At 65.6% G+C, this 17587-nt stretch carries 16 protein-coding genes and 1 pseudogene; 14 read left to right on the forward strand and 3 right to left on the reverse strand.

Translation table 11 applies throughout. From position 1 onward, the window contains the following. The first annotated feature begins 124 nt into the window (after nucleotides 1-124). The 9 genes from HDG33_RS08230 (at nucleotide 125) to HDG33_RS08270 (ending at nucleotide 9669) form a co-directional block, all read left to right on the forward strand. Nucleotides 125-1420: an MFS transporter gene (locus HDG33_RS08230; RefSeq protein ID WP_184023846.1), complete on the forward strand. Its 1296-nt coding sequence runs from the start codon at nucleotides 125-127 to the stop codon at nucleotides 1418-1420. Nucleotides 1421-1681: 261 nt separating this feature from the next. Beyond that, on the forward strand, nucleotides 1682-2545 hold the full coding sequence (locus tag HDG33_RS08235) for an ABC transporter permease (RefSeq protein ID WP_184023848.1): 864 nt from the start codon (nucleotides 1682-1684) through the stop codon (nucleotides 2543-2545). Nucleotides 2546-2547: 2 nt separating this feature from the next. Then, complete coding sequence (locus tag HDG33_RS08240; RefSeq protein WP_184023850.1) at nucleotides 2548-3600, forward strand: ABC transporter ATP-binding protein; 1053 nt, start codon at nucleotides 2548-2550, stop codon at nucleotides 3598-3600. Between the two features lie 11 nt (nucleotides 3601-3611). After that, nucleotides 3612-4673 carry an extracellular solute-binding protein gene (locus HDG33_RS08245; protein ID WP_184023852.1) on the forward strand — a complete coding sequence of 354 codons (1062 nt, stop codon included), beginning with the start codon at nucleotides 3612-3614 and terminating at the stop codon, nucleotides 4671-4673. A gap of 3 nt (nucleotides 4674-4676) precedes the next feature. Further along, nucleotides 4677-5564 (forward strand): ABC transporter permease, encoded by an 888-nt coding sequence (locus HDG33_RS08250; RefSeq protein WP_090810837.1) that lies wholly within the window; start codon nucleotides 4677-4679, stop codon nucleotides 5562-5564. Between the two features lie 73 nt (nucleotides 5565-5637). Beyond that, a complete protein-coding gene (locus tag HDG33_RS08255; protein WP_184023854.1) occupies nucleotides 5638-6828 on the forward strand; it encodes a Xaa-Pro peptidase family protein in 1191 nt (396 codons plus the stop codon). A gap of 66 nt (nucleotides 6829-6894) precedes the next feature. Continuing rightward, on the forward strand, nucleotides 6895-8142 hold the full coding sequence (locus tag HDG33_RS08260) for an amidohydrolase family protein (protein WP_184023856.1): 1248 nt from the start codon (nucleotides 6895-6897) through the stop codon (nucleotides 8140-8142). 74 nt (nucleotides 8143-8216) lie between these two features. Further along, a complete protein-coding gene (locus HDG33_RS08265; protein ID WP_018422579.1) occupies nucleotides 8217-9137 on the forward strand; it encodes a LysR substrate-binding domain-containing protein in 921 nt (306 codons plus the stop codon). 127 nt (nucleotides 9138-9264) lie between these two features. Next, on the forward strand, nucleotides 9265-9669 hold the full coding sequence (locus tag HDG33_RS08270) for a hypothetical protein (protein WP_260330363.1): 405 nt from the start codon (nucleotides 9265-9267) through the stop codon (nucleotides 9667-9669). A 25-nt stretch (nucleotides 9670-9694) separates the two neighbouring features. Here the strand turns inward: HDG33_RS08270 and HDG33_RS08275 are convergent, their stop codons facing one another. Then, on the reverse strand, nucleotides 9695-10405 hold the full coding sequence (locus tag HDG33_RS08275; protein WP_184023858.1) for a FadR/GntR family transcriptional regulator: 711 nt from the start codon (nucleotides 10403-10405) through the stop codon (nucleotides 9695-9697). 500 nt (nucleotides 10406-10905) lie between these two features. On the opposite strand from HDG33_RS08275, the gene HDG33_RS08280 reads away from it, so the two are divergent. The 4 genes and pseudogenes from HDG33_RS08280 to HDG33_RS38205 form a co-directional block, all read left to right on the forward strand. Then, nucleotides 10906-12195 carry an MFS transporter gene (locus HDG33_RS08280; RefSeq protein WP_184023860.1) on the forward strand — a complete coding sequence of 430 codons (1290 nt, stop codon included), beginning with the start codon at nucleotides 10906-10908 and terminating at the stop codon, nucleotides 12193-12195. Between the two features lie 48 nt (nucleotides 12196-12243). Then, nucleotides 12244-13791: a UxaA family hydrolase gene (locus HDG33_RS08285; protein WP_184023863.1), complete on the forward strand. Its 1548-nt coding sequence runs from the start codon at nucleotides 12244-12246 to the stop codon at nucleotides 13789-13791. Nucleotides 13792-13937: 146 nt separating this feature from the next. After that, nucleotides 13938-15356: an FAD-binding oxidoreductase gene (locus HDG33_RS08290; RefSeq protein WP_184023866.1), complete on the forward strand. Its 1419-nt coding sequence runs from the start codon at nucleotides 13938-13940 to the stop codon at nucleotides 15354-15356. A gap of 55 nt (nucleotides 15357-15411) precedes the next feature. Next, a pseudogene (locus HDG33_RS38205) lies at nucleotides 15412-15543 on the forward strand (RNA polymerase subunit sigma); the annotation flags it as partial. 37 nt (nucleotides 15544-15580) lie between these two features. Here HDG33_RS38205 and HDG33_RS08295 read toward each other — a convergent pair. Further along, on the reverse strand, nucleotides 15581-15955 hold the full coding sequence (locus tag HDG33_RS08295; RefSeq protein ID WP_184023869.1) for a DUF3564 domain-containing protein: 375 nt from the start codon (nucleotides 15953-15955) through the stop codon (nucleotides 15581-15583). Between the two features lie 87 nt (nucleotides 15956-16042). Continuing rightward, complete coding sequence (locus tag HDG33_RS08300; RefSeq protein WP_409258988.1) at nucleotides 16043-16348, reverse strand: c-type cytochrome; 306 nt, start codon at nucleotides 16346-16348, stop codon at nucleotides 16043-16045. A gap of 225 nt (nucleotides 16349-16573) precedes the next feature. Between HDG33_RS08300 and HDG33_RS08305 the strand changes: the two genes are divergently transcribed. Continuing rightward, nucleotides 16574-17563, forward strand: coding sequence for a zinc-dependent alcohol dehydrogenase family protein (locus HDG33_RS08305; RefSeq protein ID WP_184024290.1), 990 nt, complete (start codon nucleotides 16574-16576; stop codon nucleotides 17561-17563). Nucleotides 17564-17587: the final 24 nt, after the last annotated feature.

Raw genomic sequence — 17587 nt, forward strand, 5'->3', positions numbered from 1 at the left:
CCGCGCGTTCCGAAGAGGTAGTAGCGATACCAGGATGATGGGTTGACTGCCTGGCGGCGGCGCAGCCCGTTACGATGCTTTGGATAGCTCGAACAGACCCTCGTCACCCTGGAAAGCCTCGAAGATGAATCGCAAGCTCGACGTACCATCGGCCGAACCGGTGCCGCCGCAGTCGCAGGCTACGGCGACAGCCAAGGCCGCCCCGCCGGCCGGCGATGAAGCCGCCGCGCATTGGCAGCGCAATCTGTGCGTGTGCGTGTTCGGCTCGTTTACGACCATCGTCGCGATGACGCTGCTGCTGCCGTTCCTGCCGTTCTATGTCGAGCAGCTCGGCGTAAAGGATCATGCGGCGATCGTGCAGTGGTCCGGCGCCGCGTTCGGCGCGACCTTCTTCAGCGCCGCGCTCGTCGCGCCCCTGTGGGGCAAGCTCGCGGACCTCTACGGCCGCAAGCTGATGCTGATCCGCTCGAGCCTCGGCATGGCGGTCGCGATGTCGCTGATCGGCATGGCGCACTCGGCGTGGCAGCTGGTCGCGTTGCGGCTGCTCGCCGGGTTGCTCGGCGGCTATGCGTCGGGCTCGATGATCCTCGTCGCGACGCAGACGCCGAAGGCGCGTTCGGGCTGGGCGCTCGGCGTGCTGTCGTCGGGGATCATGGCGGGCAATCTGGTCGGCCCGCTGATCGGCGGCTTCCTGCCGCCGTTGATCGGCATCCGCGCGACCTTTTGGGCCTCGGGCGCGGCGATCTTCGTCGCCTTTCTCGCGACGGCGTTCCTGATTCGCGAAATGCCGGTTAGGAAGCGCGCGGACAGCGCGCCGAAGCAGGGCGCGTGGGCCTCGGTGGACGACAAGCGGCCGGCCATCGCGATGCTTGCCACGGGTCTGCTGCTGATGGTCGCGAACATGTCGATCGAGCCGATCATCACCGTCTACGTCGCCCAGCTCACGAAGCCTCAAAGCGTGACGATGGTCGCGGGCTTCGTGATGTCGGGCGCGGCGCTCGGCAGCGTGATCTCGTCGTCGCGTCTCGGCAAGTTCGCCGATCGCGCCGGGCACTGGAATGTGATCGTCGGCTGCCTCGCCGTATCGGCGGTGTTGCTCGTTCCGCAGGCGTTCGTCACCGCGAGCTGGCAGCTGATCGTGCTGCGTTTCCTGATGGGGATGGCACTGGGCGGCCTGTTGCCGTGCATCGCGAGCGTGATCCGCCATAACGTGCCGGCGAGCGTGACGGGCGCGATCCTTGGGTACTCGGTGTCGTCGCAATACGCGGGGCAGGTGGCTGGCCCGTTGCTGGGCGGTTTCGTCGGCGGACACGTCGGCATGCGCGCGGTGTTTCTCGGCACCAGCGTGCTGATGGCGGTCGGCGCGCTCGCGAACTGGCGCGTAAAGTCGGGCAGGGCACGGGCAGCGGTGGCGCACTGATACAAGCCACCTCGACGGTCAACACGTTTGCCATTCCGGCGCAAACACCGTTCCCCTGGGCGACCAGCGCCCGCGTAAACCCCAGCGCGCGTCTAGCCAGAACCCGCTTTGCTCCTTTTTTTATTCATGCTACTGTGAATCGCAGTTCGTCAGGCTATGCAAATTTACATTGTGACCAGCCGAGGCGAAGCGGGGGTGGCCTGACGTCGCCATTCCGCCGGACACACCCCAACGTGTAATCCCGACCAAGGAGAAAGCGCGGTGACGCAGGTTCCGATCGACGGTAGCAGCATCGTTTCCGCGCGCGCTTTGTCCCACCCACGTCTGTCCCCGGCGAAATGGTTCGTCAGGGCGGGCGTCGCGCTCATCTATCTGTTCATGCTGAGCCCGCTGATCTTCGTGATCTGGCTGAGCTTCTTCAAGGACGCGATCATCACGTTCCCGCCGTCCGGCTACACGCTGTCGTGGTACGTCAACGCATGGCGTAACGACGCGTTCGCGAATGGTTTCGTGCTGTCGCTGAAGCTCGCGGCCGGCGCCGCGATCGGCGGCGTGGTGCTCGGTATCGCCGCCTCGCTCGCGCTTGCCCGCTACCGGTTTGCTGGGCGTCGCCTCGTCAGCAACACGCTGCTGCTGCCACTAGTCGTGCCTGGTATCGTCGCCGGCATTGCGACCTATCTGTTCTACCTGCGCGCCGAGAATGCGCTCGACACCGACATCGTCGGCACGTTCGGCGGCCTGCTGCTCGCGCATGTCTGCCTGACGATCCCGTGGACGATCCGGCTCGTCACCGCGAGCCTGGGCCAGCTCGACACCACCGTCGAGGAGGCGGCGCGCAATCTCGGCGCCGGTGCGTGGCGCACGCTGTGGCGCGTCACGTTGCCGATGCTGCGGCCGGCGATCGTCGCGTCCACGCTGTTCGGCTTCATCGTCTCGTTCGAGAACCTCGAGATGACCTTGCCGCTCGTCGGCCCCGGCAAGACGACGTTGCCGATCGCAATCATGCAGTACCTCGAATTCAATCTCGACCCAACCATTGCGGCGGTATCGGCCGCGCAGATCGTGCTGCTTGGCATCGTGATGCTGATCACCGATCGTTTCGTCAAGCTCGGCAAGGTGATCTGATCATGGCTCAGGTATCCCTGCGCAATCTGCGCAAGCAGTACGGTGCGACGACCGCGGTCGCCGACGTGTCGTTCGATATCGCCGAGGGCGAGCTGGTCGCGTTCCTCGGCCCGAGCGGCTGCGGCAAGACGACGACGCTGCGCATGGTCGCGGGCTTCGTCGAGCCGAGCGACGGCGAAATCTGGATCGGCAACACCGAGGTCACGCGGCTCGCACCCGACAAGCGAAATACCGGCATGGTGTTTCAGCGCTATGCGTTGTTTCCGCACATGACCGTCGCGCAGAACGTCGCGTTCGGTCTGGAAATGCGGCGTGTACCGAAGGCGGAGCGCGACACGCGCATTCGCGAGGCGCTCGACATGGTGCGGCTGAGCTCGCTCGCCGAACGTTATCCCCGGCAGTTGTCCGGCGGCCAGCAGCAGCGCGTCGCGATTGCGCGCGCGCTCGCGATCCGGCCCGACGTGTTTCTGCTCGACGAGCCGTTGTCGAATCTCGACGCGAAGCTGCGCGTCGAGGTTCGAGAAGAAATTCGCGCGCTCCAGCAGCGTCTCGGTCTCACGACGATCTTCGTCACGCACGATCAGGAGGAAGCACTTGCGATGGCGGACCGCGTGGCCGTCATGCACGACGGACGCGTGCAGCAGATCGGCAGCGCGGACGCGTTGTACGAGCGGCCCGCCAATCCGTTCGTCGCGAGCTTCCTGGGCCGCATGAATTTCCTCGCGGGCCACGTCGACAACGGCCAGTTCATCACCGCGAACGGCGAAAAGATCACGGTCAACGCGGCCGCGCGCAATGCCAACACGCTCGGCATCCGACCCGAGCGCCTGCGTCTCGCCGCGGCGCCCGAGCACAGCGAAGTGTCGATCCCGGTCCGGCTGGCCGACCGGATCTATCTCGGCGCGACCGTCGAATTGCGCCTCACGAGCGAGCGCGGCCAGAGCCTCGTCGCGCTCGTGCCGAACACCGCGCACGCCGGTGCCGGCGCATGGTCGCCGGGCGACACGCTGCACGCGTGCTTCAGAACCGAAGATTGCCTGCTTTTTTCCGCCTGAAGGACCATAAAATGAGCTATCCCATCACGCGCCGCACGTTTCTGAAAGCTGCTTCCGGTCTGCTCGTCGCACCGTCGCTCGGTTTCGATCCGCGTACGGCGCTGGCGGCCGACGCTTGTCCCAACGTCGTCGTCGGCACGTGGGGCGGTGATTATCTGAACCTGCTCGAACAGAACATCGGCAAGCCGATCATCGAGGCCGCTGGCGGTCGCGTCACGTACGACTCGGCGGATCAGATCGGCCGCATGACGAAGCTGCGCGCGGAGAAGATGTCGCGTCACGGTTCGCTCGACGTCGCCTGTCTCGCCGACATCGACATGTTCGACGTCAACCGTTCGGGGGTGCTCGAACCGCTCGACACGACACTGGTGCCGAACTCGGCGCGCACGATCGAAGCGCTGCGCCGCCCGTATTCGATTCCGCACATCTTCAGTGCGATGGTGATCGTCTACAACCCGGAGAAGTTTCAGGCGAAGCCCGATTCGCTCGCGGTCGCGCTCGATCCGAAACTGAAGGGACGGGTAGGTTTTTCCGACATTCTGTACAACTTCAACGTGCTGCAGTCTTCGCTCGCGGCGGGCATGCACGATGGCGACACGGCGGCCGGCATCCAGTTTCTGCGCGAGGTGCGCAAGCAGCAGCCGAAGGTCTATCCGTCGAACGAAACGGTCGCGGCGGCGCTGAAAAGCGGCGAAATCTGGATGACCTGCATGTGGAAAGCGCGCGCGCTGCAGTGGAAAAAAGGCGGCGTGCCGGTCGACTACGCGTTCCCGAAAGAGGGCGGCGTGCCGGTCACGTTCGAGGCCGCCGTGCCGAAGAACGCGCCGACGCGTACGTGCGGCTTCAACTATCTGAACGCGATGCTCGATCCGCGCGCGCAGGTCGGCTTCGCCGAGACGATGGGCTATGCGCCGACCGTCACCGATGCGGCCTTGCCGCCGACGCTGCAACAGAGCGTCGGCTTCACGAATGCCGAGCTCGATCGCCTCGTGAAAGTCGACTACGCGCGTTTCACTGCGGAAAAACCAGCGCTGCTCGACTTCTGGAACAAGGAATTCAAGCCGGGACTTTGAACCATGACGACGAGCGCACTGAACGCCGCGCCGCGGCGCCGCGACTTCGCCGGGGGCCTGCTCGCAACGCCTGCCGTGTTGGTCGTGCTATTCGTGATCGTGCTGCCGGGCGTGCAACTGGTGCGCTACAGCTTCAATCATTTCGACTCGGTCCAGATGATGCAGGCGGCGTTCACGCTCGAGAACTACGTCCAGTTTCTGACCGATCCGTACTACCACGCGGTGCTGTGGACCACGATCAAGGTGGCCGCGCTGTGCACGGCGCTGTCGCTCGTACTCGGTTTTCCGGTCGCCTATGTGCTTGCTAAAACGCAGAGCCGCTTCAAGAGCCAGCTGGTGATGCTGCTGGTGTTTCCGCTGCTGGTCGGCAACGTCGTGCGCGCGGCGGGTTGGATGGTCATGCTCGGCAACGCGGGTTTCGTCAATGCGATGCTGATGGCGCTCGGCCTCGTCGATCAACCGGTGCGGCTGCTGTATACGCCGTTCGCGGTGGTGGCCGGCACCACCGCCGTGGTTCTGCCGTACATGATCCTGACCTTGCAGAGCGTGCTCGAAGGCCTCGATTTCTCGATCGAGGAAGCCGCGCGCAATCTCGGCGCGAGCTTCGCTCAGACGCTCGCGCGCGTCGTGCTGCCGATCGCGGCGCCCGGCGTCGCGGCCGGCACGATGCTCGTGTTCATTCTGTGCATGAACGCATACGCGACACCGGTTCTGCTCGGCGGCACCGGCATCACGATGATGACGCCGGCAATCTACGACCAGATCGCCAAGGCGAACAACTGGCCGTTCGGGGCCGTGCTGTCGATCGTATCGATGGTCGTCACGTTTGCGCTGGCGCTGTTGTCGCACTGGATCATCCAGCGGCGCTACGCGAAGACGATGATGACCTGAACTGGCAGGGCGCGCCGCGGGCTGGTGGGTGGGATGCGCCTCTCCTTAATTCTTCTTCCTGAAGGAACGACAGATGCCAATCCTCACCGACAAGACTCGCGCTTACCGTCACGACCTGATGCAAAAACTGATGGAACGTCAGCGAGTCGATGCGCTCATCTTCACGTCCGCCGACTTCTTCCAGTGGGCGACCAATTTCCACGTCGACGTGCAGACCTGGGAGCGGCCGATCGCCGTGTGCGTGCCGCTGTCGGGTGAGCCGTTCGCGATCATGAACGAGCTGTCGACGCATCACGTGATGATGGCGCGCGAGCGCGGACATCTGTGGCTCGACGATATCTCGTTCTACTCCGAGCATCCGCGCGTGGTCGAGCGGCAGCCGCTCCTCGCGGAAGTCCCGGAACTGATCGCCGCGCGTTTGCGTGCCGCCGGGCTCGGCGCATCGCGAATCGGCGTCGAAGCCGCCGGCGGTCCGCTCGGCCGCACGGCGGCGCTGCTGCCAGACGCGAAGTTCCTGCCGATGCTCGCCGAGCTGCGCTCGTTGCGCTGGGTCAAGCACCGGGAGGAGATTGCCATCATGCGGGCCGCCGCAAGCCTCGCCGATTGGGTGCAGGACCGCTATCGCGAGAACATTCGCCCCGGACGGCTCGTTCAGGAACTCGACTATCAGATGGCCGCCCTGATGGTGACCGAAGGCGCGCGCCGCTTTCCTGGCGAGAACCTCGAAGTGATGCGTTGCTGGACCTTGTCGGGACCGGCATCGGCGTCGCCGCACGGCGACGGTGCGTCGTGCGGCGCGCAGATCAAGGCGGGCGACGGTCTCGTCAATATCGTGATTCCGCGTTTGAACGGTCTCGTGATCGAGAACGAGCGCACCTGGTTCTGCGGCAAACCGGGCGCCGAGCAGGCGCGTTTTCATGAGGTCGCGCGCGCGGCCAACGAGGCGGCCGTCGCGGCGGCCGTCACGGGTCAGCCGGTTTCGGGTATCGACGCGGCCGCGCAGGCGGTGATCGAGCAGGCCGGCTGCGCGAAGTACATCCGTCATCGCACGGGGCATGGCATGGGCATCATCGGTCACGAGTATCCGGACGACATGGCGTTCAATCACCGCGCGCTGCTGGACAACGAGGTGTACTCGGCGGAGCCCGGCATCTATGTGTACGGCCTCGGCGGTTTCCGGCTCGACGATTCGGTCGTGACCGGCCCGACGCCGGAGCTGCTCACGAAGACCCCGCGCATGCTCGCGCACGCGACCATCGATTGAGTCGCGCAGCGCGCGACACCCTTCAACGTTGGAGATGACCCGGATCTTGTACCGGGAGGAGACCTGATGGAGTCGATTCTGTTCTCGCACTGCGCGCTGCTCGATCCGGCTGCCGGCGAATTGCGTGAGGACCACGCGGTGCTGGTGGAAAACGGACGCATCAAGGAGGTCTCAGACCGGCCGATCCGCAGCGCGTCCGCGCGCGAAATCGATGTGCGCGGCAAGACGCTGATGCCTGGCCTGATCGATTTGCACGTGCACGTGCATGCGACGCAACTCAATCTCGCGGCACAGGTGAACTTGCCGAACGTGCTGGTCACGCTGAAGTCGTTGCCGTTGTTGCAAGGCATGCTACGGCGTGGCTTCACGACAGTGCGCGATGCGGGCGGCGCGGGCTTCGCGCTCAAGCAGGCGTTGGAACAGGGGCTCGCCGAAGGTCCGCGCCTGTTCGTGTCGGGCCGCGCGATCAGCCAGACCGGCGGACACGGCGACATGCGCGGCCGCAGCGACTACATCGGCACCGATAGCCCATGCGCGTGTTGCGCGCGGGTCGGCGCGATATCGCGTGTCGCCGACGGCGTCGATGCCGTGCGTCGCGCGGTGCGTGAAGAGCTGCAGATGGGTGCCGACCAGATCAAGATCATGGCCTCGGGCGGCGTCGCCTCGCCCACCGATCCGGTCGGCGCATGGGGCTATTCGGAAGACGAGATCAGGGCGATCGTCCACGAGGCGCGGGCGCGCGGCACCTACGTGCTCGCGCATGCGTACACGGCCGAGGCGATCGCGCGCGCGGTACGCTGCGGCGTTCGGACGATCGAGCACGGCAATCTGGTCGACGAAGCGGCTGCGCGGGTGATGGCCGAGCACGGTGCGTTCGCGGTGCCGACGCTCGTCACCTACGACGCGCTCGCGAACGAAGGCGAAGCGCTCGGCCTGCCCGCCGACAGCGTCGCGAAGATCGGGAGCGTGCGCCAGGCGGGCCTGCGATCGCTCGAAATCTTCCGCGCGGCGGGCGTGCCGATGGGCTTCGGTAGCGATCTGCTCGGCGAATCGCAGCGTCTGCAAAGCGATGAATTCCGCTTGCGCAGCGAAGTGCTGACGCCGCTCGAGATCCTGCGCAGTGCAACGGTTGTCGGCGCGCAGGTGCTCGGCCAGGTCGGGCAGCTCGGGCAGATCACGGCAGGCGCGCACGCCGACATGCTCGTCGTCGACGGCAATCCGCTTGCGTCGCTCGACTGTCTGCTGGGGCAGGGCGAGCGCATTCCGGTCGTGATGAAGGGCGGTAGAATCCATGCCTTTGATTTGCCGGCGTGACATGCGCAGCGCTCGCTTCCGAGCGAGGTTGACAGCGGGGAGCGCCGGCGGCCCATGCAATCCGGAGAGAACGGATGGACTTTCGGCACATCGACGCATTCAGGGCGCTGATGCTCACGCGCACGACGACCCGCGCCGCGCAGGTCATCGGCACTTCGCAGTCGGGCATCAGCCGCCTGATTACCGATCTGGAGCGCTCGACCAGTCTCACGCTGTTCGATCGCAGCCGCGGCCGGCTCGAACCGACCGTCGAAGCCCTGGCGCTGTTCGAGGAAGTTGAGCGGCGCTATGCCGGCCTGGACAACATCCGCGAGTTCGCGCTGAGCTTGCGCAATCCGTCGACCGCGGTGATTCGCGTGGGCTCGGTCGTATCGTTCGGGCTCGGCTACTTCGCGCGCGTCGTGGCGAACTTTCATCGCCGGCATCCGGCCGTGCAGATCGCGTTGACGACCGGGGCATCGTCGCTGATTCGCGATCAGGTGGTGTCGCGTCAACTCGCGCTCGGTCTCGTCACGAATACGGTCGACGTGACCGGCACCGATTCGACCGCCTTCGCGCAGCTCGACGCGATCTGCGCGTTGCCGGCCGGTCATCCGCTGGGCAAGCGCAAGGTCATCAAGGTGGCGGATCTGCGGAATCAGCCGATCGTGTCGTACGATCTGCCCGACCTCGTGCGCTGGGGCATGGATCAGGTGTTCGCGACCGGACAGCTGCAATCGCAGGTGGTGGCGACCGCGCCGTATTCGGTCAACATCGCGACGATGGTCAAGGAAGGCCTCGGCATTGGTTTGCTGCATCCGGTGTCGGCGTACGACTTTCTCGATTCGAATCTGATCTTGCGCCGCTTCGAGCACGCAATGCCTTTCTATACGCTGAAGATCACGCCGCATGGCGCCGCGCCGGCTCCGCATCTCGACGAATTGTCGAAGGTGATGGAGGAGACGCTCGAAGAAGTGCTGGCGGCCGTGAATGCACGTTTGACGGCCGCGAGTTGACCTATTGCCGCTTCCCGGCGGCAGCGGCGTTCCCAACCTATCCCATGAAATACCGATCGGGCCACGGAGACCCGGCGTCGTCCTTTGCGGCTTCTTTTCGAAACCGCATTTCTCCTGAAGCGAGTGTATGAACCACATCAACCAGCCACGCCGCCGTTTTCTTCGATCGACGGGGACGCTCGTCGCCGCCTCCGCGCTGGGTCCGTTCGCGTTGGAAGCCAAGGCGGCCGGTGCGTGTTCCGGTCAGGTGGTGGTCGGCACGTGGGGAGGCGACTATCAACGCCTGCTGCAACAGAACATCGATTCGCTGGTGACGCCTACCGGTGATGCGATCACCTATGCGGTAGGCAGTGCACTCGCGCGGCAGACCACGATGCGTGCCGAAGCACACGGGCGGCGCAGCACGATGGACGTCGCGCTGCTGCGCGATAACGACATGTTCCAGATGTACTCCGAAGGCACGACCGCGAAACTCGATGACGCGCTGCTGCGCAGGTTTATACCGACGTGTGAGGGTGACGCGCACGGGTGAATCAGCGGTATTCCCGCAGCGGCACCTAAGATGTCCGCTGCCCCCCCGCAATCACCCGCTCCAACGACAGCTTCAAGTGACGCTGCATCGCCGCCTGCGCCTGAATCGCATCATGCGCCTCCAGCGCTTCCAGAATCACGAGATGTTCGTCGGGCACGGCGCCCCACGTCGTCTCGTTCTCGAAGTGGCCGCGCAGCTTTTCGGACAGCGGACTATGCCGCGCATCGAATAGCGAGCTGACGGTGCGCACGAGCACCTCATTGCCGGACATTTGCGCGATCGCGAGATGGAACGCGCGATCGGCCGCGACCGGAATTCTGCCGGCCTTTACTTCGCGCTCCATCTCGTTGTAGATGGCGCGCAGCATCTTCAGGTCTTTCGGTTTGCAGAACGGTGCGACGCTCGCGATGATCGAGCCTTCGATCAGGCAGCGCGCGCCGAGGATGTCGAGCAGGCTATCGCCGAGTTCGGCCTGCGACAGCGACGCATCATTCTGCGCGGACGGCGTCGCGCACAGGTAGACGCCCGAGCCCATGCGAATCTCGACGAGCCCTTCCAGTTCCAGCGCGACCAGCGCCTCACGCACCGACGGCCGCGACACGCCGAGCGTCTCCGCCAGCGCGCGCTCGGGCGGCAGGCGGCCGTTCGGCGCGAAGTCCGGCTGAGCGATCAGATCGCGCAATTTTTCGGCGATCTGAAGATAGAGACGGCGAGTGTCGGCAGGTTTGGCGGTCACGAAACGTTTCCCGGCGATGTAGTTTGTGCAAGCCCGATAAGGCGAGCGCCGATTGTAGATCGAAGCGCCCGGCGCGCAAATCGTGCGCGCTCGGCGGCGCGGCGACAGCGTTCGGGGTTTCCCCAACTTCGTGCGAATTGGCTTGACCAGTATCGCACTCGCCGTTATTTTTGCAAATTGGTAAGGCCAGATTGACGCCACGGAGACGCCAGCCGTGCAGCCCTGCTGGTCGCTCCGCATCCCGATACCCGATCACTTTCTCCATGACGATGAAGACTGTCATTTGCGAACAACCCGGCCAACTCGCGCTCGCCGAACGCGCGATGCCGGCGGTTCCTCGATCATCGCCTCGCCGACATCGCGCGCAATCACGAGCAAAAGAAAGAGCGGCGTTTCAAGCCGGTGATCGTCTGTAGCACACCCCGGCAGCACACCGGCGGCCACGAGGCCGCATGGTTCATCCAAATAGAGTAGATGCCAGCCCAGGAGGAGACGGTTTCATGAAGAAGAAGATGCGTTGGGTAGTGATTTTTCTGTCCTTTCTCGCGATCGCGGTGAACTACATCGATCGTGCGAATCTCGCGGTCGCCGCGCCGCAAATCGAAAAGGCGCTCGGCATCGGCCCCGCCGAGATGGGCTTCATCCTGAGCGGATTCTTCTGGACCTACGCGTTGATGCAGATGCCGTTCGGCTGGTTCGTCGATCGTGTCGGCGCGCGCATCGCGTTGCCGCTCGCGGTCGGGTGGTGGTCGGTGTTTACCGCGGCCACCGCGGTCACGACCAGCGTCGCGGGCATGTTCGGCTGCCGCCTGTTGCTCGGCGTCGGCGAGGCGGGCGCGTATCCGTCCTGCACCAAGCTCGTCAGCCAATGGTTCGCGCCAAAGGAGCGCGCGATCGCGACGAGCATCTTCGATAGCGGCTCGCGGGTCGGCTCCGCGCTGTCGATTCCCGTGGTCGCGCTGATCATCGGCACGCTCGGCTGGAAGGCTGCTTTCGTCCTCACCGGCTTGCTCGGCGCGGTGTGGATCGTCGGCTGGTTCGTGATCTATCGGAATCCCGTGCAGGACGCGATGGAGACCGCGCGCAACGCTGCGCCGGCGGCTCGAGCGAGAGGCGGCCAGGACAACGTGACGTGGGCATCGCTGTTTCGCCATCGCACGCTGTGGGGCATGATGCTCGGCTTCTTCTGCCTGAACTTCGTGATCTACTTCTTCATTACGTGGTTTCCGAGCTATCTCGTGCAGACGCGCGGCTTCTCGCTGAAATCGCTCGGCACGCTCGGCATGATTCCGGCGCTGATCGCGATTCCGGGCGGCTGGCTCGGCGGCTATGTGTCCGACGCGCTGTTCCGGCGCGGCTGGAGCCTGACGGCTGCGCGCAAGACCTGCATGGTCGGTGGCATGCTGGTGTCGTCGGTGATCACGCTGTCGGCATTCACGGAGAACACGTATCTGATGCTCGCGTTCTTCGGTATCGCCTATGGCAGCCTCGCGTTCGCCGCGGCGAGCATCTGGTCGCTGCCCTGCGATGTCGCGCCGACACCGCGCCATGTCGCGTCGATCGGCGGCATCCAGAACTTTGCGTCGAATCTGGCGGGGATCGTGATCACGACGTTCACCGGCGTGATGGTCGCGATGACGAAGGGCTCGTTCACGATCCCGCTCGTCGTCGCGGGCGGCTTCTGCTTTCTCGGCGCGTTCAGCTATCTTTTCATCGTGGGACGCATCGAGCCGCTGTCGCTGGAATCGGAAAGCCGCGATCTGCCGAAGGGCGCGGGCTCCACGATCTGACGTATTCTGTGTCAACGCATACGGATAACCCTGTTTTCGAGGCTTTTCATGTCGACTCAAGCTAGCGTCACGTCCGCGATCATCCGCCTGCATCCCGGCGACGACGTCATCATCGCGACCCGGCAGTTGCTGCCGGGCACGCGCATCGAGGCGGAACAACTGGTCGTCGCCGGACTGATTCCCCCGGGGCACAAGATCGCGACGCGCAACATCGCGCAAGGCGAGCCGGTCAAGCGCTACAACCAGATCATCGGCGTCGCGCGTGAGGCGATCGCGCGCGGCCAGCATGTTCACACGCACAATCTCGGCATGTCGGAGTTCGCGCGCGAGCACGCGTTCGGCGTCGATGCGCAGCCGACCGTCTACGTCGACGAACCCGCGCACTTCATGGGCATTCGCCGCGACGACGGCCGCATCGCGACGCGCAATTACATCGGCATTCTGACCAGTGTGAACTGCTCGGCGACGGTCGCGCGCGCGATTGCCGATCATTTCCGGCGCGACGTGCGTCCCGACGCGCTCGCCGACTATCCGAACGTCGACGGCGTGATCGCCTTGACGCACGGGCTCGGCTGCGGCATCGACATGCAAGGCGAGGGCATTACGATCCTGCGTCGCACGCTGGCCGGTTACGCGGTGCATCCGAACTTCGCGTCGGTGCTGTTCGTCGGGCTAGGCTGCGAGACGAATCAGATCGACGGCGTGCTCGCCGCGGGCGGTCTCGACGCCAGCACGACGAAGCTGCGCAGCTTCACGATCCAGGACAGCGGCGGTACGCGCAAGACGATCGAACTCGGTATCGCGATGGTGCGCGAGATGCTCGCCGACGCGAACCGCGTGCAGCGCGTGCCGCTGCCGGCTTCGCATCTATGCGTCGGTCTGCAGTGCGGCGGTTCGGACGGCTACTCTGGCATCTCCGCGAATCCGGCGCTCGGCGCCGCGGTCGATCGGCTCGTGCGGCACGGCGGCACCGCGATCCTGTCGGAGACGCCGGAAATCTACGGCGCCGAGCATCTGCTGACGCGGCGTGCGGTGAGCGCCGCGGTCGGCGACAAGCTGCTCGCGCGCATCGCATGGTGGCAGGACTATTGCGCGCGCAATGGCGGCGCGATGGACAACAACCCATCGGCGGGCAATAAGGTGGGCGGCCTGACGACGATCCTCGAAAAATCGCTCGGCGCGGTCGCGAAGGGCGGCACGACGAATCTGGTCGACGTCTACGAATACGCGCAGCCGATCGCCGCGAAGGGCTTCGTGTTCATGGATTCGCCCGGCTACGATCCGGTGTCGGCGACGGGACAGGTCGCCTCGGGCGCGAACCTGATCTGCTTCACGACCGGGCGCGGCTCCGCCTATGGCTGCGCGCCGTCGCCGTCGTTGAAGCTGGCGACCAACACCGCGTTGTGGGAGCGCCAGCAGGACGACATCGATATCAATTGCGGCGGTGTGATCGACGGCAGCGCGAGCATCGACGAACTCGGCGAAGCGATCTTTCGCATGATGCTCGACTGCGCGTCCGGCACGCGCACGAAGAGCGAGCTGCACGGCTATGGGCAAAGCGAGTTCGTGCCGTGGCAGGTCGGCGTGGTGACCTGAGCGGGTGCATTGCCGCGACACAGCCGAACAGCCGAACGGATCACGCACTGGAGGATGCAATTGGAACGCCGCCTTTATTCAGGCTTCAGGCCGCGACGTGAAGCGCGCGCAGCGGCTCTGCCCGCCTGACGAACTGGAGATATCCGATGCAGCACGAACCGATCTCCGCGACCCGCGGTAACGAAGCCGTCGCCGCGCTGCGCGCGGCGCTCGGCGCGGACATCGTGAGCCTGCCGGCCGAATTTGGCGGGCGGCAGTTCGCGGACTGGAGCGGCACGCCATCGACCGATCCGATCGCGCTGATGCGCCCGCGCACGACCGAAGAGGTCGCCACCGCGCTCAGAATCTGCCATCAATTCCGGCAGCCGGTCGTCACGCAAGGCGGCATGACCGGGCACGCGGGCGGCGCCTGCGTGCTTGGCGGGGAGGTCGCGCTGAGCGTCGAGCGGATGAACGGCGTCATCGACATCGATCCGGTCAGCGCGACGATGACCGTGTTCGCGGGCACACCGCTGCAGGTCGTGCAGGAAGCGGCCGATCACGCCGGCTTCATGTTCGCGCTCGACCTCGGCGCGCGCGGCAGTTGCACGATCGGCGGCAACATCGCGACCAATGCGGGCGGCAATCGCGTGATCCGCTACGGGATGATGCGCGACCAGGTGCTCGACGTCGAAGCGGTGCTCGCCGACGGCAGCGTGATCGGCGGCGAGCGCAAGATGATCAAGAACAATACCGGCTACGACCTGCGCAACCTGCTGACGGGCAGCGAGGGCACGCTCGCGGTCATCACGCGCGCGGTGCTGCGCCTGCGGGCCAAGCCGCGCGCGATCTCGACCGCATGGTGCGGCATGCCGGACTACGCGGCGGTGACCACGCTGCTCGGCCGCGCGCAGGAGCGGCTGCCGGCCGGCGTGTCCGCGTTCGAGGTCATGTGGCCGAGCTATTGCGACTTCGTGCGGCAACGCCTGCCCGAACTGCGCGTGCCGCTCGCGAGCGATCACGCCTACTACGTATTGCTCGAGACTTGCGGTGCGGACCCGGAACGGCAGTCGGCGGCTGTCGAGGAATTCCTCGCCGACATGTTGGACGCCGGCGTGATCGCCGACGCCGCAATCGCGCAATCGGACGCGGACGCCGCGGCGTTCTGGGCGATTCGCGACGCGCCAGCCGAATATCCGCGCCTGATCCCGGGACGCATCTCGTTCGACATCAGCTTCGCGGTCGCGCAGGCGGGCGACGCGGCGCAGCGTTGCGACGAGCGGTTGCGCGCGCGCTGGCCGCAAGCGACGATCCTCGTCTATGGGCATCTCGGCGACGGCAATCTGCACGTAGTGGTGCAAGAACCTGGCTGGACCGACGAGGCCATTGACGACGTCAAGCGCGTCGTCTATGAACTGACGGGGGAAATGGGCGGCTCGGTATCGGCCGAGCATGGGATCGGCGAGGAGAAGCTGAGCGTGCTCGGCCTGTCACGCTCGCTGGCCGAACTCGCCGCGATGAAGGCGATCAAGCTCGCGCTCGATCCGCACAATATCCTGAACCCTGGCAAGGTGATCGCGATGTAGTGTGCGCGGCGCGAATCTGCGTGCGCAGCCACGGCGCTTTCAGCCGCTCGGGAACGCGCGCAGCATGTTGCGCGAGTCGCTTGCTCAGGCACTCGATCTCGCCGGGCGCGGCGTGTTCGAATTCGGCGGGGCGCAGTGCGATCGCATCGTTGCGAGCGTACTCACGGAAATATCCGGCGGCGCGTCATGGCATCGGCGACGCGGTACGCCGGAGCTGTGCCGATTCAGGCGTCTTCGCCGGTTGCGAATACGCCGTTTTCCGGTGCCGTCCGTTCGACGTCGATGCATTGCACGCGCCAGTGGCCGCTCACCGGGATGCGGCCGTGCTCGGCGCACCACTGCACGCGGCCGACCTCGCCTTCGAACGGCCCGTCGAGCTGATTCAGATCGAGCCCCTCGAGCACGCAGACCGGCGCGGAGCTATGCGGCGCGCACACGAGCGTATTGCCGCAATCCATATGCAACGCGCCCCATTCGGGCAACTCGAGCCCGAAATGACCTTCGCGCGACCATTGCCGCGTGTCCTTATCGAGCCAGAGAATGGCGAAGGCCATCGGGTTGACACGATCGAACGTGTCGAGATGAACGGTCAAACGCATGACATGTCTCCGCAATGTATACGACTGATTCGCATTGCCGGCGCCATCGCGCGTCGGCAGCCGGCCCGCTGCGTGCGCATCGAGTCCTTATTGGCTAAGTACCCATTGCACGAGCGTGTGCGCGTCCTGCGCCGATAACGGCCCACCGCGCTCAGCCGCCGGCGGCATCGGCGTATCGCCCCAGTGCGCCTTGCCGCCGAGCCGCAGCTTGTGCTCGAGCATCGACTGCGCGTTTGGCACGTTGCGATAGCGCTCGGCGATCTGCTGGAACGACGGCGCGAGAAACGGCGCATCGCGCGTATGGCAAAACATGCAGTGCTGCTGATCAACGAGCGCGCTCGGCTCGGGCTCGCCATAAGCAACGCCGGCCGTCAGCGCGGACGCCGAGCACACGAGCAGACAGTTTCGGATTCGCGCAATCACGGCACGTACTCCCGTATCAGGAATAAGATCAGTGTACGGGCGGCGAAACCGCCCTCATTGACTTCGATCAAACGGTCTGCGGCGCGAGCCGATCGCGCGACACAATGGCGCGCCTACGCTGATGAGAACGGCGCGCGCCTCGCTGTCTGCCATGACGGCAGCTTGTCGCCGCCGAAGCATCTGAAGGAGAACCCGATGCGAGCGATGGTGTTCGACGGCAGCTCGGCGACGCTGACCGAGCGGGAAGTGCCTGATCCGCGGCCCGGTGCCGGGGAGATCCTGATCGACGTTCATGCGTGCGGCGTGTGCCGCACGGACCTGCATCTGGTCGACCGCGAGCTCGAGCATCCAAAGCGGCCGGTGATTCCCGGCCACGAAATCGTCGGCGTGGTGGCCGAATTGGGCGCGGGCGTCAGCGGTTTCACGGCGGGCGAGCGGGTCGGCGTGCCGTGGGTCGGGCGCACCTGCGGCCACTGCCGCTACTGTCTGTCCGCCCGCGAAAATCTCTGCGACGACGCTGGCTTCACCGGCTACACGATCGACGGCGGCTACGCCGAGCGCACGGTCGCCGACAGCCGCTACTGCTTCCATCTGCCGCCGCACTACAGCGATATCGAGGCCGCGCCGCTGCTGTGCGCGGGTCTGATCGGCTATCGCACGTTGAGCATGGCGGGCGACGCCGAACGGATCGGCATCTACGGTTTCGGCGCGGCCGCGCATCTCGTCGCGCAGGTGGCGCGTCACCAGCAGCGCACCGTCTATGCGTTCACGCGCCCTGGCGACCACGCGGCCCAGCAACTCGCGCTGCGCCTCGGCGCGGCATGGGCCGGCGGCAGCGACGAGGCACCGCCCGGCGAACTCGACGCCGCGCTGCTGTTCGCGCCGGTCGGCGCACTGGTGCCGCTGGCGTTGCAGGCGGTCGCGAAAGGCGGCGTGGTGGTGTGCGGCGGCATCCATATGAGCGCCATTCCGTCGTTCCCGTACGCGTTTCTGTGGGGCGAGCGGCGCGTGGTGTCGGTCGCGAATCTGACCCGCGACGATGGGCTTCAGTTCATGCGCAGCGCCGCCGAGATGCAGCTCGCGATCGAGACCACGACTTACGCGTTGCGCGACGCGAACCGCGCGCTCGACGATCTGCGCAACGGCAACCTGACCGGCGCGGCCGTGCTCGCGGTCCGCCCGTGATCCGCTAGCGAGCCGTTGGCGCTT

Origin of the sequence: Paraburkholderia sp. Cpub6 (assembly GCF_014201065.1) — a bacterium.
Taxonomy (GTDB): Bacteria; Pseudomonadota; Gammaproteobacteria; order Burkholderiales; family Burkholderiaceae; genus Paraburkholderia; species Paraburkholderia tuberum.